Origin of the sequence: Pectobacterium sp. PL64, assembly GCF_022477975.1 — a bacterium.
Taxonomy (GTDB): domain Bacteria; phylum Pseudomonadota; class Gammaproteobacteria; order Enterobacterales; family Enterobacteriaceae; genus Pectobacterium; species Pectobacterium jejuense.
The window spans coordinates 4,790,152-4,815,880 of sequence record NZ_CP092070.1; the positions used below are offsets into that span (position 1 = coordinate 4,790,152).

21 protein-coding genes, 1 tRNA gene, 3 rRNA genes and 1 pseudogene are annotated in these 25,729 nt (G+C 51.6%); 12 read left to right on the plus strand and 14 right to left on the minus strand.

The genetic code is table 11. The annotated features are described in order from the left end of the window. Nucleotides 1–12 precede the first annotated feature (12 nt). Nucleotides 13–1,602 carry a bifunctional phosphoribosylaminoimidazolecarboxamide formyltransferase/IMP cyclohydrolase gene (gene purH / locus HP572_RS21525; RefSeq protein WP_240584292.1) on the minus strand — a complete coding sequence of 530 codons (1,590 nt, stop codon included), beginning with the start codon at nt 1,600–1,602 and terminating at the stop codon, nt 13–15. Nucleotides 1,603–2,031: 429 nt separating this feature from the next. On the opposite strand from purH, the gene HP572_RS21530 reads away from it, so the two are divergent. From HP572_RS21530 to rrf, 4 genes are all read left to right on the plus strand, one after another. Beyond that, a 16S ribosomal RNA gene (locus HP572_RS21530) occupies nt 2,032–3,573 on the plus strand. Between the two features lie 140 nt (nt 3,574–3,713). After that, nucleotides 3,714–3,789, plus strand: a tRNA-Glu gene (locus HP572_RS21535). Between the two features lie 233 nt (nt 3,790–4,022). Further along, nucleotides 4,023–6,928, plus strand: a 23S ribosomal RNA gene (locus tag HP572_RS21540). Between the two features lie 122 nt (nt 6,929–7,050). Next, nucleotides 7,051–7,166, plus strand: a 5S ribosomal RNA gene (rrf, locus tag HP572_RS21545). Together the 16S, 23S and 5S rRNA genes with 1 tRNA gene alongside form the textbook arrangement of a ribosomal RNA operon. A 254-nt stretch (nt 7,167–7,420) precedes the next feature. Here the strand turns inward: rrf and HP572_RS21550 are convergent. The 6 genes from HP572_RS21550 to HP572_RS21575 all read right to left on the minus strand — a co-directional run bounded on the left by HP572_RS21550 (nt 7,421) and on the right by HP572_RS21575 (nt 13,450). Then, a complete protein-coding gene (locus HP572_RS21550; protein WP_039313845.1) occupies nt 7,421–8,182 on the minus strand; it encodes an amino acid ABC transporter ATP-binding protein in 762 nt (253 codons plus the stop codon). A gap of 8 nt (nt 8,183–8,190) precedes the next feature. Further along, nucleotides 8,191–9,285: an amino acid ABC transporter permease gene (locus HP572_RS21555; RefSeq protein WP_240584293.1), complete on the minus strand. Its 1,095-nt coding sequence runs from the start codon at nt 9,283–9,285 to the stop codon at nt 8,191–8,193. Between the two features lie 9 nt (nt 9,286–9,294). Beyond that, complete coding sequence (locus HP572_RS21560) at nt 9,295–10,473, minus strand: amino acid ABC transporter permease (protein ID WP_240584294.1); 1,179 nt, start codon at nt 10,471–10,473, stop codon at nt 9,295–9,297. Nucleotides 10,474–10,539: 66 nt separating this feature from the next. Next, nucleotides 10,540–11,565 (minus strand): amino acid ABC transporter substrate-binding protein, encoded by a 1,026-nt coding sequence (locus tag HP572_RS21565; RefSeq protein WP_039278959.1) that lies wholly within the window; start codon nt 11,563–11,565, stop codon nt 10,540–10,542. 361 nt (nt 11,566–11,926) lie between these two features. After that, a complete protein-coding gene (locus tag HP572_RS21570; RefSeq protein ID WP_039498201.1) occupies nt 11,927–12,592 on the minus strand; it encodes an amino acid ABC transporter permease in 666 nt (221 codons plus the stop codon). 90 nt (nt 12,593–12,682) lie between these two features. After that, complete coding sequence (locus tag HP572_RS21575) at nt 12,683–13,450, minus strand: amino acid ABC transporter substrate-binding protein (protein ID WP_240584295.1); 768 nt, start codon at nt 13,448–13,450, stop codon at nt 12,683–12,685. 320 nt (nt 13,451–13,770) lie between these two features. On the opposite strand from HP572_RS21575, the gene HP572_RS21580 reads away from it, so the two are divergent. Continuing rightward, nucleotides 13,771–14,916, plus strand: coding sequence for an endonuclease/exonuclease/phosphatase family protein (locus tag HP572_RS21580; RefSeq protein WP_240584296.1), 1,146 nt, complete (start codon nt 13,771–13,773; stop codon nt 14,914–14,916). 20 nt (nt 14,917–14,936) lie between these two features. Further along, a pseudogene (locus tag HP572_RS21585) lies at nt 14,937–15,035 on the plus strand (ASCH domain-containing protein); the annotation flags it as partial. Nucleotides 15,036–15,159: 124 nt separating this feature from the next. Here the strand turns inward: HP572_RS21585 and HP572_RS21590 are convergent. Then, the gene (locus HP572_RS21590; protein WP_240584297.1) at nt 15,160–15,690 is read right to left on the minus strand and encodes a hypothetical protein; all 531 of its coding nucleotides are present in this window, start codon (nt 15,688–15,690) and stop codon (nt 15,160–15,162) included. A 196-nt stretch (nt 15,691–15,886) separates the two neighbouring features. On the opposite strand from HP572_RS21590, the gene HP572_RS21595 reads away from it, so the two are divergent. Beyond that, nucleotides 15,887–16,075 (plus strand): host cell division inhibitor Icd-like protein, encoded by a 189-nt coding sequence (locus HP572_RS21595; RefSeq protein WP_240584298.1) that lies wholly within the window; start codon nt 15,887–15,889, stop codon nt 16,073–16,075. Further along, nucleotides 16,068–16,259 carry a hypothetical protein gene (locus HP572_RS21600; protein WP_240584299.1) on the plus strand — a complete coding sequence of 64 codons (192 nt, stop codon included), beginning with the start codon at nt 16,068–16,070 and terminating at the stop codon, nt 16,257–16,259. Before HP572_RS21595 ends, HP572_RS21600 begins: the two co-directional genes overlap by 8 nt. A gap of 135 nt (nt 16,260–16,394) precedes the next feature. Here the strand turns inward: HP572_RS21600 and fis are convergent, their stop codons facing one another. The 6 genes from fis to HP572_RS21630 all read right to left on the minus strand — a co-directional run bounded on the left by fis (nt 16,395) and on the right by HP572_RS21630 (nt 21,539). Beyond that, nucleotides 16,395–16,691 carry a DNA-binding transcriptional regulator Fis gene (gene fis / locus HP572_RS21605; protein ID WP_005975342.1) on the minus strand — a complete coding sequence of 99 codons (297 nt, stop codon included), beginning with the start codon at nt 16,689–16,691 and terminating at the stop codon, nt 16,395–16,397. Nucleotides 16,692–16,714: 23 nt separating this feature from the next. Then, the gene (gene dusB / locus HP572_RS21610; protein WP_010300275.1) at nt 16,715–17,680 is read right to left on the minus strand and encodes a tRNA dihydrouridine synthase DusB; all 966 of its coding nucleotides are present in this window, start codon (nt 17,678–17,680) and stop codon (nt 16,715–16,717) included. Between the two features lie 359 nt (nt 17,681–18,039). Continuing rightward, on the minus strand, nt 18,040–18,774 hold the full coding sequence (locus tag HP572_RS21615) for a carbonic anhydrase (RefSeq protein ID WP_240584300.1): 735 nt from the start codon (nt 18,772–18,774) through the stop codon (nt 18,040–18,042). A gap of 176 nt (nt 18,775–18,950) precedes the next feature. Beyond that, entirely contained in the window at nt 18,951–19,838 is an 888-nt protein-coding gene (gene prmA, locus HP572_RS21620; protein WP_240584301.1) for a 50S ribosomal protein L11 methyltransferase, read from the minus strand. Nucleotides 19,839–19,855: 17 nt separating this feature from the next. Next, on the minus strand, nt 19,856–21,307 hold the full coding sequence (gene panF, locus HP572_RS21625) for a sodium/pantothenate symporter (protein WP_240584302.1): 1,452 nt from the start codon (nt 21,305–21,307) through the stop codon (nt 19,856–19,858). Beyond that, nucleotides 21,297–21,539: a YhdT family protein gene (locus tag HP572_RS21630; protein ID WP_039482401.1), complete on the minus strand. Its 243-nt coding sequence runs from the start codon at nt 21,537–21,539 to the stop codon at nt 21,297–21,299. The genes panF and HP572_RS21630 overlap by 11 nt, the downstream gene beginning before the upstream one ends. A 560-nt stretch (nt 21,540–22,099) precedes the next feature. On the opposite strand from HP572_RS21630, the gene HP572_RS21635 reads away from it, so the two are divergent. From HP572_RS21635 to HP572_RS21650, 4 genes are all read left to right on the plus strand, one after another. Further along, the gene (locus HP572_RS21635; protein WP_240584303.1) at nt 22,100–22,528 is read left to right on the plus strand and encodes a molybdopterin-binding protein; all 429 of its coding nucleotides are present in this window, start codon (nt 22,100–22,102) and stop codon (nt 22,526–22,528) included. Between the two features lie 385 nt (nt 22,529–22,913). Continuing rightward, a complete protein-coding gene (locus HP572_RS21640) occupies nt 22,914–23,951 on the plus strand; it encodes an ABC transporter substrate-binding protein (RefSeq protein WP_240584304.1) in 1,038 nt (345 codons plus the stop codon). Then, a complete protein-coding gene (locus HP572_RS21645) occupies nt 23,948–24,943 on the plus strand; it encodes an iron ABC transporter permease (RefSeq protein ID WP_240584305.1) in 996 nt (331 codons plus the stop codon). Before HP572_RS21640 ends, HP572_RS21645 begins: the two co-directional genes overlap by 4 nt. After that, entirely contained in the window at nt 24,940–25,698 is a 759-nt protein-coding gene (locus HP572_RS21650) for an ABC transporter ATP-binding protein (protein ID WP_240584306.1), read from the plus strand. Before HP572_RS21645 ends, HP572_RS21650 begins: the two co-directional genes overlap by 4 nt. Nucleotides 25,699–25,729 lie beyond the last annotated feature (31 nt).

Below are 25,729 nucleotides of genomic sequence, written 5' to 3' on the forward strand. Positions count from 1 at the left end.
TCAGCTCCAGAATTAATGGCGGAAATGGCGCATGTCGGTAAAGATCATCGCAATGCCGTGTTCGTTGGCGGCAGCAATGACTTCATCATCACGAATCGACCCGCCCGGTTGGATCACGCAGGTAATGCCAACGGCCGCAGCGGCATCAATACCATCACGGAATGGGAAGAATGCATCAGACGCCATAGCGGAACCTTTTACTTCCAGCCCTTCATCGCTCGCTTTGATACCGGCGATTTTCGCTGAGTAAACGCGGCTCATCTGGCCAGCACCTATCCCGATGGTCATGTTGTCCCGTGCGTACACAATCGCATTGGATTTAACAAACTTAGCCACTTTCCAGCAGAAAAGGGCATCACGTAATTCCTGTTCGCTCGGCTGGCGCTCGGTTACGACACGTAACTGAGACGCATCGACCATGCCCAGATCGCGATCCTGTACCAGCAAACCGCCGTTGACGCGTTTGAAGTCCAGCCCAGGAACGCGTTGTTGCCAGCTACCGCTCGTCAGGACGCGTACGTTCTGTTTGGCTGCGGTCACCTTCAATGCAGCCTCACTGGCAGATGGGGCAATAATGACTTCGACAAACTGGCGGCTAATGATGGCCTGCGCTGTTTCTTCATCCAGCTCGCGGTTGAAAGCGATAATGCCGCCGAATGCAGATGTTGGGTCAGTTTTATAGGCGCGCTCGTAAGCATCAAGAATTGAGTCGCCAATCGCTACGCCGCACGGATTCGCATGCTTAACGATAACGCAGGCCGGCTCGGCAAATTCTTTCACACATTCCAGCGCCGCATCGGTATCGGCGATGTTGTTATAAGACAGTGCTTTGCCTTGTAACTGTGTTGAGGTAGCGACAGAGGCCTCGTGAATATTCTCTTCTATATAGAAGGCAGCTTGCTGATGGCTATTCTCGCCGTAGCGCATGTCCTGCTTTTTGATGTAGTTCAGGTTTAACGTGCGCGGGAAGTGACCTGATGGTTTATCGGTTTTACCGTGGTAAGGCGGAACCAGTGCACCAAAGTAGTTGGCAATCATACTGTCGTAAGCGGCAGTGTGTTCGAAGGCTTTAATGGCTAAATCGAAACGGGTTTCGTAGGTCAGTGAACCCTCGTTGGCGTCGATTTCATTAATGATGGCGCTGTAGTCGCTGCTCTTGACCACGATAGCCACATCTTTATGGTTCTTGGCGGCGGAGCGAACCATCGTCGGCCCACCGATATCGATATTCTCAACCGCATCTTCTAATGTGCAGTTCTCACGAGCAACGGTCTGAGCAAACGGATACAGATTCACAACCACGATATCAATCGGTTTGATATCGTGCTGCGTCATGATCGCATCATCTTGATCGCGTCGTCCCAGAATGCCGCCGTGTACTTTTGGGTGCAGGGTCTTCACTCGCCCATCCATCATTTCTGGGAAGCCGGTGTAGTCAGAGACTTCAGTCACCGCTAAGCCAGCATCGGCCAGCAAACGGGCGGTTCCACCAGTTGAAAGGAGCTCGACGCCACGGTGGGACAGAGCTTGAGCAAATTCGACAATACCTGCTTTGTCAGAAACGCTGAGCAGAGCGCGGCGAATTGGACGGCGTTGTTGCATGATGATGTTATCCCCTGGATTTGGGTAGTCAGTAAAGAACGGTATGTGAATATCGTCTTTGTCAGAGCCATAATTGCGGAATAAAGAGAAATATTCAGTTAGCGTTCGCAAAAACACGTCCCTATAATGCGCCTCCACTGACACGGCAACAGCGACACGCGGTTGGGGTGACAGGAAAAAAGATTCAACGAAGGCGGTCAGTAATGACTTGACTTCACAGCGGAAAAGCATAGTATATGCAGCCCGCGCCACCGATGAAGTGGCACTGCTCTTTAACAATTTAATCAGACAATCTGTGTGGGCACTCACAAGACCGTATCTTAACGATATAAAAAGTCTTGAAGAGTGAACAACAGTAAATTCATTACGAATGAACAGTTACTAATTCTTTGAGCATCGCTGACGAGTTCAGCAAATCAAACAAATCTTAAATTGAAGAGTTTGATCATGGCTCAGATTGAACGCTGGCGGCAGGCCTAACACATGCAAGTCGAGCGGTAGCACAGGAGAGCTTGCTCTCTGGGTGACGAGCGGCGGACGGGTGAGTAATGTCTGGGAAACTGCCTGATGGAGGGGGATAACTACTGGAAACGGTAGCTAATACCGCATAACCTCGCAAGAGCAAAGAGGGGGACCTTCGGGCCTCTCGCCATCAGATGTGCCCAGATGGGATTAGCTAGTAGGTGAGGTAATGGCTCACCTAGGCGACGATCCCTAGCTGGTCTGAGAGGATGACCAGCCACACTGGAACTGAGACACGGTCCAGACTCCTACGGGAGGCAGCAGTGGGGAATATTGCACAATGGGCGCAAGCCTGATGCAGCCATGCCGCGTGTGTGAAGAAGGCCTTCGGGTTGTAAAGCACTTTCAGCGGGGAGGAAGGCGGTAAGGTTAATAACCTTGTCGATTGACGTTACCCGCAGAAGAAGCACCGGCTAACTCCGTGCCAGCAGCCGCGGTAATACGGAGGGTGCAAGCGTTAATCGGAATGACTGGGCGTAAAGCGCACGCAGGCGGTCTGTTAAGTTGGATGTGAAATCCCCGGGCTTAACCTGGGAACTGCATTCAAAACTGACAGGCTAGAGTCTTGTAGAGGGGGGTAGAATTCCAGGTGTAGCGGTGAAATGCGTAGAGATCTGGAGGAATACCGGTGGCGAAGGCGGCCCCCTGGACAAAGACTGACGCTCAGGTGCGAAAGCGTGGGGAGCAAACAGGATTAGATACCCTGGTAGTCCACGCTGTAAACGATGTCGATTTGGAGGTTGTGCCCTTGAGGCGTGGCTTCCGGAGCTAACGCGTTAAATCGACCGCCTGGGGAGTACGGCCGCAAGGTTAAAACTCAAATGAATTGACGGGGGCCCGCACAAGCGGTGGAGCATGTGGTTTAATTCGATGCAACGCGAAGAACCTTACCTACTCTTGACATCCAGAGAATTTGCTAGAGATAGCTTAGTGCCTTCGGGAACTCTGAGACAGGTGCTGCATGGCTGTCGTCAGCTCGTGTTGTGAAATGTTGGGTTAAGTCCCGCAACGAGCGCAACCCTTATCCTTTGTTGCCAGCGATTCGGTCGGGAACTCAAAGGAGACTGCCGGTGATAAACCGGAGGAAGGTGGGGATGACGTCAAGTCATCATGGCCCTTACGAGTAGGGCTACACACGTGCTACAATGGCGTATACAAAGAGAAGCGACCTCGCGAGAGCAAGCGGACCTCATAAAGTACGTCGTAGTCCGGATTGGAGTCTGCAACTCGACTCCATGAAGTCGGAATCGCTAGTAATCGTAGATCAGAATGCTACGGTGAATACGTTCCCGGGCCTTGTACACACCGCCCGTCACACCATGGGAGTGGGTTGCAAAAGAAGTAGGTAGCTTAACCTTCGGGAGGGCGCTTACCACTTTGTGATTCATGACTGGGGTGAAGTCGTAACAAGGTAACCGTAGGGGAACCTGCGGTTGGATCACCTCCTTACCAAAAAGATGTGTGTTGCGTGAAGTGCTCACACAGATTGTCTGATGAAAATACTGAGCAAGCGCACCTGTTGATGTCATGAGTGTAGACTCATGCTGACGCGAGCGTGCCGGGTTTATGACCTGGTGCGGATTTTTCGTGTCCCCATCGTCTAGAGGCCTAGGACACTGCCCTTTCACGGCTGTAACAGGGGTTCGAATCCCCTTGGGGACGCCAATCCGATAATGAGTGAAAGACATTATCACGAATATCTTAAAGATGATTCTTCGGAGTCATGTTTACGATATTGCTCTTTAACAATCTGGAACAAGCTGAAAATTGAAACATGACAGCTGAACATGCATTGATGCCTGCGGGTATGAATGGCGTGTCAGTATGTTAATGAGTCTCTCAAATAATCGCAGCGCGAACAGTGACTTTGAGTTATCAAAGACACCTTCGGGTTGTGAGGTTAAGCGACTAAGCGTACACGGTGGATGCCTAGGCAGTCAGAGGCGATGAAGGGCGTGCTAATCTGCGATAAGCGTCGGTAAGCTGATATGAAGCGTTATACCCGACGATACCCGAATGGGGAAACCCAGTGTGTTTCGACACACTATCATGACATGAATACATAGTGTCATGAGGCGAACCGGGGGAACTGAAACATCTCAGTACCCCGAGGAAAAGAAATCAACCGAGATTCCCTAGTAGCGGCGAGCGAACGGGGAGGAGCCCAGAACCTGAATCAGTTTGTGTGTTAGTGGAAGCGTCTGGAAAGTCGCACAGTAAAGGGTGATAGTCCCGTACACAAAAATGCACAAGCTGTGAGTTCGATGAGTAGGGCGGGACACGTGACATCCTGTCTGAATATGGGGGGACCATCCTCCAAGGCTAAATACTCCTGACTGACCGATAGTGAACCAGTACCGTGAGGGAAAGGCGAAAAGAACCCCGGCGAGGGGAGTGAAATAGAACCTGAAACCGTGTACGTACAAGCAGTGGGAGCCTACTTGTTAGGTGACTGCGTACCTTTTGTATAATGGGTCAGCGACTTATATTCTGTAGCAAGGTTAACCGTATAGGGGAGCCGCAGGGAAACCGAGTCTTAACTGGGCGTTAAGTTGCAGGGTATAGACCCGAAACCCGGTGATCTAGCCATGGGCAGGTTGAAGGTTGGGTAACACTAACTGGAGGACCGAACCGACTAATGTTGAAAAATTAGCGGATGACTTGTGGCTGGGGGTGAAAGGCCAATCAAACCGGGAGATAGCTGGTTCTCCCCGAAAGCTATTTAGGTAGCGCCTCGTGAATTCATCTTCGGGGGTAGAGCACTGTTTCGGCTAGGGGGTCATCCCGACTTACCAACCCGATGCAAACTACGAATACCGAAGAATGTTATCACGGGAGACACACGGCGGGTGCTAACGTTCGTCGTGAAGAGGGAAACAACCCAGACCGCCAGCTAAGGTCCCAAAGTCATGGTTAAGTGGGAAACGATGTGGGAAGGCATAGACAGCCAGGATGTTGGCTTAGAAGCAGCCATCATTTAAAGAAAGCGTAATAGCTCACTGGTCGAGTCGGCCTGCGCGGAAGATGTAACGGGGCTAAACCATGCACCGAAGCTGCGGCAGCGACACTTAGGTGTTGTTGGGTAGGGGAGCGTTCTGTAAGCCGTCGAAGGTGGCCTGTGAGGGCTGCTGGAGGTATCAGAAGTGCGAATGCTGACATAAGTAACGATAATGCGGGTGAAAAACCCGCACGCCGGAAGACCAAGGGTTCCTGTCCAACGTTAATCGGGGCAGGGTGAGTCGACCCCTAAGGCGAGGCTGAAAAGCGTAGTCGATGGGAAACAGGTTAATATTCCTGTACTCGGTGTTACTGCGAAGGGGGGACGGAGAAAGCTAGGTTATCCGGGCGACGGTTGTCCCGGTTTAAGCGTGAAGGTGGATGACTTTGGTAAATCCGGGTCATTGTTAACACTGAGGCGTGATGACGAGTCACTACGGTGATGAAGTAACCGATGCTACGCTTCCAGGAAAAGCCTCTAAGCTCCAGGTAACATCAAATCGTACCCCAAACCGACACAGGTGGTCAGGTAGAGAATACTCAGGCGCTTGAGAGAACTCGGGTGAAGGAACTAGGCAAAATGGTGCCGTAACTTCGGGAGAAGGCACGCTGATGGTAGGTGAAGTGACTTGCTCATGGAGCTGAAATCAGTCGAAGATACCAGCTGGCTGCAACTGTTTAATAAAAACACAGCACTGTGCAAACACGAAAGTGGACGTATACGGTGTGACGCCTGCCCGGTGCCGGAAGGTTAATTGATGGGGTCAGCCGCAAGGCGAAGCTCTTGATCGAAGCCCCGGTAAACGGCGGCCGTAACTATAACGGTCCTAAGGTAGCGAAATTCCTTGTCGGGTAAGTTCCGACCTGCACGAATGGCGTAATGATGGCCAGGCTGTCTCCACCCGAGACTCAGTGAAATTGAACTCGCTGTGAAGATGCAGTGTACCCGCGGCAAGACGGAAAGACCCCGTGAACCTTTACTATAGCTTGACACTGAACCTTGAGCCTTGATGTGTAGGATAGGTGGGAGGCTTTGAAGCGTGGACGCCAGTCTGCGTGGAGCCAACCTTGAAATACCACCCTTTAATGTTTGATGTTCTAACGTGGACCCGTGATCCGGGTTGCGGACAGTGTCTGGTGGGTAGTTTGACTGGGGCGGTCTCCTCCCAAAGCGTAACGGAGGAGCACGAAGGTTAGCTAATCCTGGTCGGACATCAGGAGGTTAGTGCAAAGGCATAAGCTAGCTTGACTGCGAGAGTGACAGCTCGAGCAGGTGCGAAAGCAGGTCTTAGTGATCCGGTGGTTCTGAATGGAAGGGCCATCGCTCAACGGATAAAAGGTACTCCGGGGATAACAGGCTGATACCGCCCAAGAGTTCATATCGACGGCGGTGTTTGGCACCTCGATGTCGGCTCATCACATCCTGGGGCTGAAGTAGGTCCCAAGGGTATGGCTGTTCGCCATTTAAAGTGGTACGCGAGCTGGGTTTAGAACGTCGTGAGACAGTTCGGTCCCTATCTGCCGTGGGCGTTGGAAGATTGAGAGGGGTTGCTCCTAGTACGAGAGGACCGGAGTGAACGCACCACTGGTGTACGGGTTGTGATGCCAATTGCATTGCCCGGTAGCTAAGTGCGGAAGAGATAACCGCTGAAAGCATCTAAGCGGGAAACTTGCCTCGAGATGAGTCTTCCCTGGGCACTAGATGCCCCTGAAGGGCCGTTGAAGACGACGACGTAGATAGGCTGGGTGTGTAAGCGTAGCGATACGTTGAGCTAACCAGTACTAATGACCCGAGAGGCTTAACCTTACAACACCGAAGGTGTTTTGTGGGCGACTCAGAGATTTTGATTTTAGCTTGTTCAGAGATTGGTTCTGATGGTTGTGTGACACAAAAAGTGGAACATAACGGTTGGAATGAAACAGAATTTGCCTGGCGGCGATAGCGCGGTGGTCCCACCTGACCCCATGCCGAACTCAGAAGTGAAACGCCGTAGCGCCGATGGTAGTGTGGGGCTTCCCCATGTGAGAGTAGGGAACTGCCAGGCATCAAATAAGTGGAAAGCCCTCGTCGAAAGACGAGGGCTTTTTGCTGCAACGATTTGCTCACTGTTGTGCACTTATTTAGGTGTATCTGGTAGATAGCCGTAGCAAATACGGGACATCGGGCAGTTTTCGGATGCAGGAACTTCCCTACCTTATCCAGCCCGCGTTGGTTATGCGATAACGCGAGCTGTGAGATCCATCATAATGGTGATATTGGGGAAGGCCTGCGTAGGACACGCAGGCAGGATGCTTTAGCTTAGTGCAGGATTTGTGAGAGAAATGCCTGAGTACGCTCTGAGCGAGGGCTGGAGAAGAAAATATCCGGTGGGGCTTGTTCCACGATCTCTCCTTGATCCATAAAGATCACCCGATCAGCGACAGTTTTTGCGAATCCCATTTCATGCGTGACGCAAAGCATCGTCATCCCATCCTGAGCCAGCCCAAGCATAGTATCGAGCACCTCTTTCACCATTTCAGGATCCAGCGCAGACGTCGGTTCGTCAAACAGCATAATCTTGGGTTTCATACATAGTGAGCGTGCGATGGCCACACGCTGCTGCTGACCTCCAGATAGCTGCCCCGGAAATTTATGCGCATGTGCGGCGATACGCACGCGTTCCAGATAGTGCATTGCCAGCTCTTCCGCTTCTTTTTTCGGCGTGTGGCGTACCCAACATGGTGCCAGCGTGCAGTTCTGCAATACGGTTAAGTGTGGGAACAAATTGAAGTGCTGAAAAACCATGCCGACTTCAGTACGAATTTTTTCGATATTGCGCAAATCATTATTTAATTCAATCCCATCAACAACAATTCGCCCTTGCTGATGTTCTTCAAGATGATTAATACAGCGTATGGTGGTTGATTTCCCCGAGCCGGAAGGGCCGCACAGTACAATCCGTTCTCCTTGCCTGACCTGCAGGTTGATGTCTTTAAGCACATGAAATTGCCCGTACCACTTATTCACATTCTCTAAGGTAATCATGTGATCGGTTGATTGAGTGAATGCAGTCTGATTCATGGATGGCCTCAGTGTGACTTGTGTCCGGTGTTAAAACGATTTTCCAGATGTTGGCTATAGCGCGACATGCTGAAACAGAAAATCCAATAGACCATGGCAGCGAAGACATAGCCTTCTGTTGACATACCCAGCCAGGTGGGGTCGACCGTTGCCTGTTGGATGCTGCTGAATAGATCGAAAAGGCCGATGATGATCACCAGACTGGTGTCTTTAAAGAGAGAAATAATGGTATTCACCAGACCCGGGATAACCATTTTCAGCGCTTGCGGGAGGATGACCAGCCCCTGCATGCGCCAATAGCCTAAGCCTAGGGATTCAGCGGCTTCATACTGTCCTTTAGGGAGCGCCTGTAAACCACCGCGAACTACTTCTGCGACATAAGCAGACTGGAATAAAATAACGCCGACTAATGCCCTTAGCAGTTTATCGATCGTGGTGCCTTCCGTTAAAAACAGCGGCAGCATCACGGATGACATAAAAAGCACGGTGATTAACGGTACACCACGCCAAAATTCGATGAACACGACGGAAAGCATACGGACTATCGGCAGCGTGGAACGGCGACCTAATGCGAGCAAGATACCAAGCGGTAACGCACCGGCGATACCCACGGCAGCGATGATCAACGTCAATGTTAGCCCGCCCCACTGGTATGTTTCTACTCTGCTGAGTCCTCCAAAACCGCCGTAAAGCAACCACCAGGCGATGAGCGGATATGCCACCGACCAGACGGCAATATAGCGCCCGCGATAAGGGATACTTTTCAGGAACATTGGCAGAATGCTGAGTAACCCGATGGCGAGTGCGAAGTTAATACGCCAGACTTCTGCCGCCGGATACAGGCCATACATGAAATGACCAAATCTGGCGTGAATGAAGACCCAGCAGGCGCCATCACGCGTACAGTCATTGCGGGTAGTACCGATCCAGTTAGCCTGAAAGATCGCCCAGTTCAGCAGTGGCGGTATGGCAACCCACAATAGCCAGAGGCAAAACAGCGTTAACAGGCTATTGCTGATACTTGAGAAGAGATTACGCCGTGCCCACTGCATCGCTTTGAACAGAGAGGACTGACGGCCTTGCGTATAATGGTTCATCGTCATGACGGCCTCTTAGCGTTCGACTAACGCGATCTTGCGGTTATACAGGTTCATCAGCAGCGAAATCAGTAGGCTGATAATGAGGTATACCGACATGGTAATGGCGATGGTTTCAATGGCCTGACCGGTCTGGTTGAGCACCGTTCCTGCGAACAGCGACACCATATCGGGATAGCCAATCGCGGCAGCCAGCGACGAGTTCTTCACAATATTCAGATACTGGCTGGTCAGTGGTGGAATGATGACGCGCAGCGCCTGTGGGAGGATCACTTTGCGCAGCGTAACGGGATTCGGTAAGCCGAGAGAGCGTGCTGCCTCGTGTTGACCGTGGGAAACCGATTGGATGCCTGAACGGATGATCTCAGCGATAAACGATGAGGTATAGACCGAAAGGGCGACGGTTAACGCCGCCAACTCAGGGATCAGCACCATGCCGCCGCGGAAGTTGAATCCTTTTAATTCCGGCATATCCCAGTGAAAGGCGGGGCCGAAAATCAGGTGGCTGAGAGCGCACAGCACAAGCAACATGCCTAACGTCAGCGGCCAGGTTTTACGTGGCTGGCCGGTTAACGCGTGATAGCGTCGGTTACGCCGAAAGATGACCCATGCCACAACTGATGCGATCAGCAGAGAAAGGAAAAACGCCGCTGCGCCCGGTCCCAATTCAGGAGAGGGCAGGTAAAAGCCCCGGTTGCTGAGGAAGGCGACATCAAACGCGTTGATTGACTGGCGTGGCCCCGGCAGATTTCGCAGTACGGCAAAATACCAGAAGAAGATCTGCAATAGCGGCGGGATATTACGAAATATCTCGATGTAAACGTTAGATATTTTTCGTAGTAGCCAGTTGTCGGACAGTCGAGCCAGACCAACAGAGAAGCCGAGAATCGACGCAAACACGATACACAACGCCGAAACCAGAAGCGTGTTGAATAGCCCAACAAGAAAAACGCGGGCGTAGGAGTCACCTTGTTGATAGTCAATCAGGTGTTGGACGATGCCAAAGCCGGCGCTTTTATTCAGGAAATCGAAACCAGAGGTAATGCCCCTCTGTGCCAGATTGGTCACCGTGTTGTGCAACAGGTAAGCTGCGACAGCCAATACCGCGATAACAACGACAATTTGATACAGCCAGGCGCGCACCGCTGGATTAGTCAGTGATAAATCACCTTTTACGGTTGGGCGTTGTAGCATGCTGGAACCTCGAAACGGGGGTACTGAAGGGCGCAGCGATCCACTGCGCCCGGGTTTTTCTGATAATTAACGTACCGCTGGCGCGTACTGGATACCGCCTTTGTTCCATAGTTCGTTCAGGCCGCGCTTAATTTTCAACTCGCTGCCCATACCGACATTACGCTCGAAGATTTCGCCGTAGTTGCCGACCTGTTTGATGATTTTGAATGCCCAATCATTCGGTAATTTGAGATCTTTACCGTAGCTGCCTTCGTGACCCAGCAGGTGGGACATATCTGGCGTGGTAGGTTTTGCTGCCAGCTGATCGACGTTTTTCGAGGTCACGCCCATCTCTTCGGCATTCAGCATGGCGAACAGCGTCCAGCGTACGATCGAGAACCACTCTTCATCACCACGGCGTACCACTGGGCCCAGCGGTTCCTTGGAAATCACTTCTGGCAGAACGATGAATTCAGCAGGTTTGCTCAGCTTGATACGTAGTGCATACAGCTGTGACTGGTCTGATGCCAGCGTATCGCAGCGGCCAGATTCCAGCGCTTTGGCACTTTCATCAGAGCGGTCGAACGTGACAGGGGTGTACTGCATTTTATGGGTCTTGAAGTAGTCAGCGACGTTCAGTTCGGTATCGGTACCTGCCTGAATACAAACGGTTGCGCCATCCAGTTCTTTTGCACTGCTTAAGCCCGCTTTGTTATGCGTCAGGAAGCCAATGCCGTCGTAGTAGGTGACGCCGGTAAAGAGCATGCCCATGCCGCCGTCGCGGGAGGAGGTCCAGGTCGTGTTGCGCGACAGCACGTCAACCTCGCCGGATTGCAGCGCAGTGAAGCGTTCTTTTGCCGTCAGCGGCGTGTATTTAACTTTATTGGCATCGCCGAATACGGCGGCAGCAAGTCCGCGGCACACGTCAACATCAATGCCGGAGTATTTGCCGCTGGCATCTGCATAGGAAAAACCGGGCAAGCCATCGCTGATACCGCATTGCACAAATCCTTTCTTCTGAATGGCGTCCAGCGTTGCACCCGCATGGGCTTGATTGATTGCGGCAAAGAGTGACGCGCCAGCAACCAGAGTAGAAATCACTATTCTTTTCATAATCATCCTAGCGTCTAGAGTTATCTGCTGTTGTTGCAGTACACCGTTGTGTTGCGGTGCACAATGAGGTGCACCATACCTGTCTGTCGGGATGCCGACGTGAGCAGAGCAAAGCAAATAAAATGCCAATTTTCTATTTGCTTGATAATGAAGACGAAAAGGAATGCTTATTGATCTAAGTAGGTAATCCTAATTGGGTATTCGCGCACCGTGACAAATGCAAAGAGGCTGATGCGCCCTGTTTTAGTGCGTCAAAATGGAGATCATAAGGCGTCTTCAGGTTTGTCTGTTGATCAGGGAGAGTCTGGGAACGCGGAAATGTCATCAGCCCAGCAGATGGCGTGGGCTGATGCGGGAGGTGTTAGTGCGTAATGTGGCGCTGATAATACTTTTCGAGTTTCACCTGTAACTGGCTTAGCACGGTGCTAAACATCAGGTAAATCAGTGCAGCCTCGACATACAGAATTAAGGGTTCATAGGTAACGGAAACGATGCGCTGAGCGGATAAAAACATCTCTGGCACGGTGATGACGGCGGCCAGCGACGTATCCTTGATTAAGGAAATAAACGTATTGGAGAGCGGCGGCAGTGACACGAAAACAGATTGTGGGAAGATGACCCAGCGAATCGCCTGCCTGCCGTTCATGCCTAGAGAATAGGCGGCATTCCATTGGCCTTTCGGGACAGACAAGATGGCCCCGCGCACGATCTCCGAGCTATAGGCACCCACGCTGATGGTGAAGCCAATGAGTGCAGCGGGGAAGGCATCCAGAGTAATCCCCGCGCTGGGCAGCCCATAAAAAATCAGGAAAAGCTGCACCAGTAACGGCGTGCCACGAATAACCCAAACGTAGAAATCACCCAGCCATTTCAGCGGCTTTGGGCCATAAAGGCGAACCAGTGCGATGAGAATGCCAAGGGCTAAGCCAAAGATGAAAGACAGAATAGCCAGAGGGACAGTAAATTTAAGTCCCGCAGAAAGCAGACTCCAAAAGGAGTCTGCCATGAGTTGTAGCCAAGGCGGCATGAAAACGAGCTCCGATAACGGTATGCGCTAATTACAGAGCGCGCTGATGACCATCATAATTGATGACAGCGCGCTCTGATAACAGGGCGATTATTGAGAAACATCCTCCCCGAAGTATCGCACAGATATCGTTTTATAGGTGCCGTCTGCTTTAATTTCATCCAGAGCTTTATTCAATGCTTCCACCAGTGGTTCCTGATTTTTACGCACCAGAATCGCAGAAGGTTCGCCGTCTTTTGAGGTCGCCGCAATCTTCACGTTGGCATCTGGCTTATGCTTTTTGAAATCCAGGAAGGACAGATTGTCGTTTAACGTGGCGTCGGCACGGCCGCTAAGAACCAGATCCAGCGACTGATTAAAGCCGTCCGTCGGCACAATGTCCGCACCGTAGCTGGTGGCTTGCTTAGAGTAGTTACTGGTCAGACTTTGGGCAGATTTTTTGCCTTTCAGATCGCTGAAATCTTTGATGGTGGTGTTATCGCCACGGACAACCAGCACCGCCTTGGAATCGATATAAGGCTTGGAGAAATCATACTTGGCCTGACGCTCTTTGGTTACGCCAACCTGATTGATGACCGCATCGTAGCGCTTGGCATCAATACCGGCGATTAACCCATCCCAACGCCCTTCAATGAACTGGGCTTTCACGCCGAGTTTTTCTGCCACCGCACGGCCAATATCCACATCGAAGCCAACCAGCTGGCCTGATTTATCATGATAGGTATAAGGCGCGTAGGTGCCTTCCGTGCCGATCTTGATAACCCCTGCAGACTTGATGGCGCTAAGGTCATCGGCATGAGCGAATACGCTGGTAGCAAGCAGGGCGCTGGTCAGTAAAGCAAAACGTATTTTTTTCATTATGAATTCCTGTGAGTGGTGTGCAGTGATGCGCTTATAACTTTTGTTAATAAAGAATCTACGCGACAAAACATCTGTTTATAAATCACGTTGTGTGATTATTTATATCAGAAGTGAATATAGTACTCATGGCGTGCGTACTTTTGTCACGAGCCTGACTTTTGTAGTGAATATAGTGCGTCTAACACGTTTTAACCATGTTGAGTTAAAGAACGATAGAAAAGGTCTATTGCTGTTGGGAATGCTGCCCAACTGTCACAATGTGCTTCTATTCTCAAAAGGACATCATTGCTTTTGCCACTACCTAGCAGGAGACAACAATGAAAATCCGCATCGCCAGCTATAACGTTGAGAACCTGTTCCACCGTAGCGCGATTCTCAATCTCCCCGATTCCCAGCAGATCGATGCTTTATTGCAACAGGTCAGGCAGCTTCAGCACCTTCTCGAACAACCCCAATACGATGATGCCCTGAAAGATCAGGTGTTCCGCCTGTCTATCGTGCTGCGCCCTTATATTGATATCCGTACCGATGCGGGCACGCTGGGGCGATGGAAAAAGGAGGACGCTGGCACCGGATTTAGGATCAACAAAAGCTGCCGTGGTCGTGGGGATTGGATCGGCGAAATCGTGTTTAAGGCGCAGGAGTTCAGCAGTCAGCAGCGTAAGAATACGGGCAAGATTATCACCCTGCTTAACGCCGATATTCTGTGCGCCGTTGAAGTCGAAAACATGGATGTCCTGCGTGATTTCAATAATCAGGTGCTGGGGGAAAATAAATTCAGCCAGTTCGTGATGATCGACAGCCCGAACGATCCACGCGGCATTGATGTTGCCTGCCTGACGCGCTATCGGATTGCCCAGCTCCGCACGCATATTTTTGATGCTGGAAAGCGCTTTGATCCGGTCTTTAGCCGCGATTGCCTTGAAGTGACGTTAGATGCTGGTCTCAAACAGCCGATTTATATTCTGTGTAACCATTTCAAAAGCCAGAGTGGTCAAACAGAAGAAGAGCGGCAGCGTGGGGTGGAGAAGCGCCGCGATCAGGCCGAACGCGTCGCGGAGATTGTTCAACAGACTTACGATCTCAAGAAGGACTACGTGGTTATCCTCGGCGATTTGAACGAAGATTCGTCCAACCCCTGGCACAGTTTGGCCCCGCTGTTTTCTCTGTCGGACTTACACCCGGTTATCGAGCCTGAACGCCCGGAGAAAGAGCGTTATACCTACTATTTCTCTGGGGGAAAGAAGGGCGCTCGGTTAAATCAGCTGGACTATATTTTCCTGTCTGCGCCGCTACATCAGGCGGTGGTGGAGTGGGGAATTGAGCGTCGGGGGATTTATAATATCGATAAGATTGCCGCCAAAGAGGGCGCGGAACCCGTTACGCCGCTACCCGAAGTCACCTCATGGGACACGGCGGCGTCCGACCATGCCGCGCTCTGGGTGGAAGTGGATATTACCTGATCGCCGCTTTACGGCTATGATGGCGCGAAGGCCATCAGACGTTTTTCGAACGAGAAGGCACCTTCGCCCCAGATATGATGCTGGTGTTTGAAGAATTTGAGCTGGTTGAGGTGTTGTGATTCTGGATTAGCCGCTGCTTAATCTGACTGATTTTTGTAACAGCGGCGGTTAAAATAGATAGTCGGATGGGGATCCTACGAGTTGTTGCGGATCGAGAGTCAAAAAGCGCGTTTTTGATGGTGCTTATACTCTTAGGTAGCTGAAAATTTTTGATAAAACGCTTTTAACCTTGCCTACTTCGTGAAACCCATTTTTCTTAATTGCTGTTGTAACCTTAACACCATGAATAATTGGTGGCTTATCATTGAGATGTAAAAAAAACCGACCAATAACTGTTCTATTATTACCCTCTGATATATAAAATTCTCCGTTTAGCTCGATAAAACTCCAGTCATCCTTTTCCTCCATGGTGAGATAATATTCAGGTTTTTTCTCTAAAGCATAGATATTTGTTACAGCGCGCTTTAAAGGTTGACACGCAACTTCAATGTTGGAAATATCCCCTTCTGATGTACCTATTACTGGTTTTAGCTCTCCCCACGTTTTTCCTCTATAATTTATATGGGTCGTTCCAACTACCTTCGATAGGTCTACACTAGAAATCTTAGCTGGTTCAATAAGAGAAATTTCCTGTTCATCAAGATAACGTAAAATATCGTTGGCAAATGAAAGTGTTGATAAATCCATTTCCTCTATACAAGTCTTTAATGTCATTTAAAATAACTCTATTCAATGTAGAGATAACGAAAAAATATAGGGGCGACTAGACACACAGTCGAGATACTACTGCTGACGTCCCAACCCATATAGTGGCTGATACCTTGAGTAATTCAAGGTTAAAAATAGCGAAGCTCGCAGGTGCTACCAACACCTACGAGCCTCTAACCACAATGTTATTGGAGCTAACACTATGGCTGATATCCAGTCTACCCAAACTCGCCCCGAATTTCAGTATCGCTTTCTTGCTCTGGGAACATCTTCCCAGCGTGTCGTGCATATTATCGCTGGCACCGAATGTCAGGCGCGGGAATATTCCCCTGATGGTCATGTCATGCTCTTTGCTGGCCGCCTGCCTGCTCAGGAGGTGCGCCATGTTTGATAACACGCCGCTAGAACCCGAAGAAGCACTCGATCAGTGTCGTGCGTTGGCTTACGCCATTGTCGAATTGGACAATCCAGAATCGAAAGAGATTTTAACGTTCGTGTTAGCGGAACGGCTGAATAACCTGCATCGGCTCTTTCATGTGCCGGAGACGGATACGCAAGAAGGGATGAGTCATTAACAACGGATTCCTCATCTTGGACGCCACCGCTCAGACTGTCCATGCTAAGGCTGCTACTGCCTAAATAGAGGGCAAAGAAAAAGGCGCTTAACCAAGAGGTAAAGCGCCTTTTTTCAAATGCTTAACTGATTAGTATCAGTTCATGCCGTATTTTTTCAATTTCTTACGCAGAGTACCGCGGTTGATGCCCATCATCAGGGCAGCGCGGGTTTGGTTACCGCGGGTGTATTGCATCACCATGTCCAACAGTGGCTGTTCAACTTCAGCCAATACCAGCTCATACAGGTCACTTACATCCTGACCGTTCAATTGAGCAAAATAGTTCTTCAGTGCCTGTTTAACCGAGTCGCGCAGGGGTTTTTGGGTTACCTGAGCCTGAGAGTTTACAGTGGAAACGGTCAGTACGTCAGAATTCACGCGTTGTTCGAACATAGTTCTGTCAGCTCTTTTTCTGTTTACGCAAGATTTTCAAAATATGCCTTCAACGCCTCCAGCTGCTCGCTGGCATCCTCAATGGCGTTGAATGTGCGCCTAAACTGGTCGTTTGGGGCATGTTCCTGGAGATACCAGGATACGTGCTTACGAGCGATACGAAATCCCTTGCCTGGACCATAAAAGTCGTGCAATTCCCGTATGTGCTCGATCAACAAGCGCTTAACCTCTGCCAACGGCATTGGTGCCAGCAACTCCCCTGTGTCCAGATAATGCTGGATTTCCCGAAAGATCCAGGGTCTTCCCTGAGCGGCTCGTCCTATCATCAGGGCGTCAGCCCCGGTGTAGTCAAGAACCGCTCTGGCTTTATGCGGGTCTGTAATGTCGCCATTCGCAATAATAGGAATGGAAACGGCCTGCTTAACTGCCCGAATGCTGTCGTATTCGGCGAAACCATTGAACAGGCACGCACGGGTGCGTCCGTGAATGGTTAACGCCTGAATGCCACAGTCTTCAGCCAATTTGGCAATTTCTACACAGTTGCGGTGCTCTGGTGCCCAACCGGTTCGGATCTTCAGTGTTACCGGTACGTCTACCGCTTTCACTACCGTAGAGAGGATCTGTTTGACCAAATCCGGATACTGCAACAACGCAGATCCTGCCATCTTGCGGTTCACCTTCTTCGCCGGGCAGCCCATATTGATGTCGATGATCTGCGCACCGGAATCAGCGTTGATTCTCGCTGCCGCTGCCATCTCATCGGGGTCACAACCGGCAATTTGCACGGCTCTGATACCCGGTTCATCGCTATGGACCATTCGCAAACGCGACTTGTCTGAACGCCATACTTCCGGGTTGGAAGAAAGCATTTCAGACACGGTCATTCCAGCGCCCATCGCATGACAGAGTGCTCTAAATGGGCGATCGCTAATACCAGCCATTGGGGCTGCTATCAAGCGATTACTAAGCTGAAATTGTCCAATGTGCATAGACAAAAATTGACCATACTGTGCCTGCAAGGGCGCGTATATTACGCATTTTTTACGTCAGATGAAAGGCCAAACTTTGACCAATTTGCGGCTATCGATCAATGAAAATGCACTTCATAAGGATGCATAAAAATATTATTCATATTTAACAGCTAGTTATATTTTTATGTCGATTTTTTGTTCTGGGAAATAATCATCTGTTTACAGAATTTTATCTGCAAGCGCGGTCATTTTTGGTGAAGATACAGCAGGCTATCAATGCTTTATCAGTGAAATGCGTTGGTTAATGTGGCAAAAAAGGGTGCTGATTGACCTGAGGCTGGCCGACAGAACAGTCTGACCAGCACTCGCGAAGTGGCTTAATGGATGATGATGCGGCCATTAAGCGGCTGTGTGGGGCGATTATTAGCGTGATGCATGACCGAGCGGAACTGGTTTATCTGATCGGCAGAGGCAGTGACGGGGTGATCCAGCACGAGCCAGCGAATGCCTTCTGAGCAAGGTGGCGTGGTGAGCGACCCACTAAACCGATAGTAGTTTAATGATGCAGGTAACAGGCTCTGAATCGCGATTGGCGTGCGCACGTCCTCTGCCTGATTAACCTGAGCCGGAATCTGCTGCCAGGTCGTGGCTAGCGGCAGATTGGCCTCTCCCTCCTGAAACATCAGCGCGATAACGGTAAGCGCGCCAGACGCGTCTTTATAGACAAAATGGCCTTCCAGTGGAAACTGTTTACCATCGATTTCATTCTCGCTCGGTGCGTGAAAGTGAAACTGCTGCAAGGTGAATGTCTCGTTATCCAATACCAGCGTATTCCCCGAGCCAACGTTAACCTGAACGGTATGCCCGTTGTTGATAATTTGCTGTGTCCCAGACTGGAAAGCTAACTGTAGAGGGTCGTGCTGGGCGTCCAGCGCCTGGCGGATATTAATGGGTGACTGGTTTTTACCGGTTTCACACAGCGAGAAGTCTGGAGATAGCTTTCCCCAGTGTGCGGGATCTCCGTTGCCTTCGTAGCCCCAGTGAACCGGATCGGCCGCCAAGGCGGAAAAGCTGGCGGTTAGCATCAATACGATAGAGAGTTTACCTTTCATTTTTCATCCCTTGAAAATAATGATATGGCATCGTTGATGCGCTGGGCGCAGGTGACGTCCAGTCGCTTGCCGAGCTGCATCATACGCCTGTTTATGGGGATCAATCGTGAGATATAGCAAGAAGAAAGGTGCCCACCGTTGTACGTACGGTGGGCGGGACTAGCGGGATGACGTTATTACGATGCGCGGCGTTGGCCGGTAATGCGGCACCACTCTTCGCGTTCAGCCACTGGATCGAGTGTGAACTTGTCTGCGTAGGCTTCTGCGACGCCTTCGGCCTGCGTGGCCAAGACACCGGACAGGCCGAGGTGACCACCTGCTTTAGGTAAATCGCTAATCAGCGGAGCCAGTTCGCGCAGCGGGCCAGCAAGGATGTTGGCAACGACGACATCGGCAGACAGGTCGGCAGGCTGGTCTTTCGGCAGATAAAGCTCAAGACGCTCGGAAACACCGTTGCGCTGTGCGTTATCGCGGCTGGCCTGAATTGCCTGCGGATCGATATCAATCCCAATAGCGCGTGCTGCACCCAGTTTCAGGGCGGCAATCGCCAGAATGCCGGAACCGCAGCCGAAATCGATGATGGTTTTCCCTTCCAGATCCAGTCCGTCAAGCCATTGCAGGCACAGCGCGGTCGTTGGATGGGTGCCGGTGCCAAATGCCAGACCCGGATCGAGCATCACGTTGACGGCCGTTGGGTCAGGAATGTCACGCCAGCTTGGGCAAATCCACAGACGTTTGCCGAACTGCATTGGGTGGAAGTTATCCATCCACTCGCGTTCCCAGTCTTTGTCTTCCAGCTGTTCGATCTTGTGTTTAAAACCGACGCCCAGCAGCGGCTCTTGCTCCAGTATGGCGATAACCGCGTTCATATCGGTTTCGGCATCGTACAGCGCAATTGCGTCGGTATCGCCCCACAGGCGGGTCTCGCCCGGCAGCGGCTCGAACACCGGAGTATCGTGCGTATCCTGAAACGTAACGGATACCGCACCGCTTTCCATCATGACGTCACCCAGTTGTTCTGCAACCTTTCCTGAGGTGTTTATTTTCAGTTGAATCCACGGCATAGCAGTCTCTATTACATTTAAAGTGAAGATGAAGTGGCAACCGGCGCTGGTGGGTTATGACCAAAGCGGTTGCCAATAATAAACGCCATCAGACTGAGTAACAGCGATGGCACAATCGGGTGATATCCAGCTAGCTGAAGATTGAAGCTAGCCAGTAAGGTATAGCAAATCGCCCCGGTGAACATGGCGCTAAGCGCCCCCGCGGCGTTCGCGCGTTCCCAGTACAGGCCCAGTACCAGCGGCCACAGGAACACCGCTTCCAGCCCGCCAAACGCCAGCAGGTTCAGCCAGATGATCATATCCGGTGGCCGTAAGGAGGCCAGCAGCACCAGCAGGCCTAACAGCAGGGTGGTCATGCTGGACAGGATCTTGATGCGGCGTTCGTTATGGATCTGCTGCGGACGTACGCTGAGATAGAGATCTTTAATGATCGTGGCGGAAGCCTGAAGCAGATGCGCATTAATGTTGGACATGATAGCGGCCATTGGCGCGGCGAGAAAGATCCCAGCGGCCAGCGGTGGTAATACGGTGACCATCAGCGCCGGTAACACCTGATCGGGAATGGTCAGATCTGGCATTACGGCACGACCCAGCGCACCGGCCAGATGCATGCCGAGCATCAGAATGCCGATGACGATCGTGCCGATGATAATCCCACGGTGCAGCGCTTTGCTGTCGCGATAAGAGATACAGCGGACGGCGGTGTTTGGCAGGCCGATGACGCCGAAGCAGACCAGCACCCAGAATGAAGCCATAAACGGCATCGACAGAATACCGTTGCTGCCCTGCGGCGACACCAGCATCGGGTCAATCTGTTGCAGCTTATCCACTGCGCTGTGCAGGCCGCCAGCAGCATAGATCACGCCGACCAGCAGGATGACGGTGCCGATCAGCATCACGATGCCCTGCATCGCATCATTGAGCACGCTGGCGCGGAAGCCGCCAAACGTGGTGTACAGCGCGATGGTGACGCCGAAAATCAGCAGGCCGATGTCGTAAGGAATGTTCGCCGCAGTTTCCAGCAGGCGTGCGCCGCCGATGAATTGCACGGCCATGGCACCGATAAACGCGACCAGCAGGCTGATGCTGGCAAACCATACCAGCAGCGGACTGTTGTAGCGGGCGTACAGCATGTCGTTCAGCGTGATGGCGTTGTAGCGCCGCGCCAAAATGGCGAACTTTTTCCCCAGGATCCCGAGTGACAGCAGCATGGTGGGAAGCTGGATCATCGAAAGCAGCACCCAGCCCAGTCCGTATTTATACGCGGCACCCGGCCCGCCGATAAAAGAGCTGGCGCTGACGTAAGTGCCGATCAGCGTCATCGCCAGGACAAACCCTCCCATCGAACGGCCGCCGAGGAAATATTCGTTAAGAAAGTTACCCGCCTGACGGCGGCGATACGCATAGACCGACAGCCCGAACACCAGCAGCAGATAGCCAATCAGCGGCAATAAAATTTCAATTTGCATCGTCACTCTCCAGTGAGATATCGCGGAAAATGACGCGCACCATCAGCCAGCACAGCAGCGTAAACACGAGTGGCAGCAGCAGGCAGGCCATCTCAAACCAGTGTGGAAGGCCGGTGATCCCTTGTGTGTTGTCTGGCAAATAGGCGGCAAGCACCCAGGCCAATAAATAAACCAGCGTCAGGCCAAAAGCCCAGCGGGCCTCTTTGTGCGCCTGAGGAAAGCGTGTATCCATGTTCTTCTCCACCGTAAATGGGAGCATCAACCCGTCATTTTAGGACATGGGTATTGTTATGAACGTCGTGATGACGAAAGCGGGAATTTTACGGCATGTGGGCCAATTGACTAGTAAGAATTACGCCATCAGCGTAAAAGCCAGTCGCAGGGGGGACTCATCGCGTGGTGAAAAAATCTGCGTCGTTATGGGGAAAAAGGAGGTGTTGCGTGCCAGATTACCTTACCTGATTCGGTAACATCACCAGTAAATAACAGCGAAAATAAAATCTATCTCGTCACAAAATAATACTAAATGAGTATCTTGGCTTATTGATCTTGAGGTAATTGGCGAATGATGGACGTCACATCGCATAATTTTCTCAGGAGAACGTTTACTATAGGGCTATTATTTATCGTCTGTTATTCCAGCGTGGAATAGTTGCGATACGAAAGGAAAGTAATAATAGCGCCAACGATATTGGCGCTGTTGTGCATCAGGTAATTATCGTGTCGCAACTTCCTGCTGTCTGGATTATTTAGTCGTTACTATTATGTTAAAGATGAACCAAAGGAGTCGTTATGTCAGTTTCAGCAAGAAATCAGCTTTCGGGTGTTGTGTCTTCCATTGTTGAGGGTGCGGTAAACAATGAAGTCGCATTGACCCTGGAAAGTGGGGATAAGTTAACGACGGTGATTACACGAGCCAGCTGTCAGTCTATGGACCTTGCCGTTGGCAAACCGGCCATTGCGTTGGTGAAAGCCCCTTGGGTCATTCTGGCATCCGCCGAATGTGGTTTGAATTTTTCTGCCCGCAATCAGTTTCACGGTAAGGTGAGTTCTGTTACGAAAGGTGCTGTCAACTCGACAGTACAACTGGTGACTGCCGGTGGGTTGACGCTGACCTCAACCGTTACCAATGAAAGTCTGGAAGACATGAACATTGATGTGGGCAGCGAATTAATCGCTCTGGTTAAAGCATCCAGTATTATTCTGGCTACCCGGAAATAATTGCCGATTTCTTTAGCGAATTATACCGCTCCCAGCCGATAAACGACCGACCTATACGGGTTTATCGGCTTATTTTTTACCGCAGGCTATTTCTTCCTTCGATGTATCCCCGCGTAAAACACCCCTTATTTCGCTGTTCAAATGACCCACATCAACTATCGCTGGAAATGTGATCTGGATGATTGACCCTGAATTTTGTGTGTGGATAATATCGATGTATAAAAATATATATAACGATGCTCGTCATACTTCAAATTGCATGTACGTTGGCTGCGCTTAGTCACCCGAATCACTTACCTGAGTAAGCTCATCGGGATGCCTTCGCTTGCCGCCTGCCTGAAATTTGAATTATTTAGAGCGGATATTATTTAACTCTGGGATCATCATGGGAATTAACAGGCGTACTTTTTTGTCGTATCTGGCGGCACTGTCTGCTTTACCTCTTTTGCCTGCGTCCTTTGCACATGCGTTTGACCGCATTGCCGGACGGTTTGGTCAGATTCCCAACCCTTCTGATATTCAGCGTGTTATCAGCGCGGGACCACCTGCGGATTTGCTGCTGTTAGCACTGGCGCCAGAAAAGCTGCTTGGGTTTTCATCGTTTGATTTGTCGGGTGAATCAGGGGCGCTGTTTTCTGAAACCGTACGCCGATTGCCGCGTTTGGGACGCTTATCGGGCCGAGCCAGTACGCTATCGCTGGAAAAACTGCTGACGCTGAATCCAGACATCATCATTGACTGTGGAAGCGCCGATGAAACGTATCGCTCGCTGGCGCAGAGGACGTCACAGCAGACTGGTGTACCTTACGTGCTGGTGGATGGCGGCTTGCTGGACACGCCTTCACAGCTCCGGCAGGTGGGGCAGTTACTGAATGTCGCGGCGCGAGCGGAGCAGCAGGCGCAGTTTGCCGAGGCTATTTTGCAGCGTGAAAATGCTTACCGTACCAGTGCACAAACCGAGAAACCGCGCTTCTATTTCGCTCGCGGGGCGATGGGGCTGGAAACCGGACTGCGTGGTTCTCTCCATACCGAAGCGGTGGAGCTGCTGGGTTTTGAGAATGTCGCGACCGCAGGGGAATTAAAAACGCTGACTCAGGTGTCGATGGAGCACATTCTGCGGTGGAATCCGGAGCTTATCATCACGCAGGATGTGCAGAGTTATCAGCACATTACGCACTCGGAGCAATGGCAGGGCGTGCATGCGGTTGCACAGCAGCGTGTGATCCTGATGTCCGGTTTGCCCTTCGGCTGGCTGGATGCACCACCCGGCCTGAATCGGCTGCTGGGGCTGTGCCGCTTACAAAGCCATTTTGACCCTGCCACCGCTCAGCAGCTCAAAAGCGATACCCGAACGTTTTTCCGCCTGTTTTACCATACCGATCTGAATGATGCGCAGCTTGAGCAACTGCTGAGAGTGGCATGAAAAGCCATACCATTACTCTAGTGCTGGGGGTTTTGCTGATCGGCAGTGCGCTGCTCGCCTTAGCAGTGGGGCACTATTCCCTCTCTGTGCATGAAATCCTGCAAATTATCTCTGCCCCGCAGGGAACGGCGTCGATCGAGCCGCGTAAAGCGACGGTGTTCTGGAACATTCGCGTGCCGCGCATGCTGGCGGCGCTGCTGATTGGTGCCGGGTTAGCCGCTGCTGGTGCGGCTTATCAGGGCATGTTCCGTAATCCTCTGGTTTCTCCCGATATTCTCGGCGTCTCTGCCGGTGCTGGCGTAGGGGCGACGCTCGGGATTTTCCTTGGCTTACCGATGCTGTTTATTCAGCTTCTGGCGTTTGTCGGTGGGCTGGGGGCGGTGACGCTGGTCTGCCTGATTGCCCGTATGGCGAAACGACACGATCCCGTGTTGGCGCTGGTGCTGGTGGGTATGGCGATCGGTGCATTAGGCGGCGCGGCGATCGCACTGATCAAGATCCTGGCCGATCCCTATACTCAGCTACCGTCTATTACTTTCTGGCTCTTGGGTGGGCTTTCCGCCATCACCGTTCAGGATTTAAACGTTGCCGCAATACTGATTGTGATTGGACTAGCCCCGCTTATTTTACTGCGCTGGCGCATGAATCTGCTGAGCCTGCCGGATGAAGAAGCCCGCACGCTGGGCGTGAATATCCTTTATACGCGGCTGTTATTCATTTTTGCGGCGACGTTAATTACCGCCAGCGCGGTGTCGATTGCGGGAATCATCGGGTGGATAGGGCTGGTGGTGCCGCACATCTGCCGTTTGATCGTCGGAGACAATTTTAATCGGCTATTACCCGTTTCTATTGCCGTTGGAGCGCTGCTGCTGTTACTCACCGATACGCTAGCGCGAACGATCGCTGCGATTGAACTGCCGCTCGGCATTCTGACGTCGTCCATCGGTGCGCCCTTCTTTCTGCTCCTGCTGTTGAGGGGGGAAAGAGCATGACGGGCAGCAGTATCGCTACGCTTCAGGCGGTTAGTGTCGGATATGGCCGCACCGTTGTGAACCGCGACATCTCGTTTTCACTGCCATCCGGGCAGATTACCTGTTTGCTGGGAACCAATGGCAGTGGCAAAACGACCCTGATGCGCACCCTGTTGGGTCTGATTCCTGCCTTTTCCGGTCAGATACACATCGCCGAAAAACCCATTGCCGCATGGTCTGCCAGAGCGCTCGCACAGGTCGCAGCCTATGTGCCTCAGGCGCATGACTCTCCCTTTGCCTTTCGCGTGCTGGATATGGTGCTGATGGGATGTCATCCCCGTTTGTCGCTCTTTTCCACGCCCGGAAAACGTGAGATCGCGCGTGCTGAAACGGTGTTATCACAGCTCGGTATTTTGTCGCTGAGCCAGCGTTCATACGCGACGCTGAGCGGAGGAGAGCGCCAGCGCGTACTGATTGCCCGTGCATTAGTACAGCAGCCTGCGCTGATGGTGATGGACGAGCCGGCGGCCAGTCTGGATTTTGGCAACCAGATTCGATTATTGGCACACATCAAGCGGCTTAAAGAAAGCGGCATCGCGGTGCTGATGTCCACCCACCATCCTCAGCATGCGCGAGCCGTGGCGGATAACGTGGTTTTGCTACACCCCGGCGCGGGGACGGAACAGGGAACCCCGGACGCGCTGCTGACGCCAACGAGACTGGCGGCGCTGTACGGCGTACAAGAAGCGGATATTCACGCCCATTTCCGTACCTGATGCCCTGCGCGTGCAGGCAAACGGCATCGAA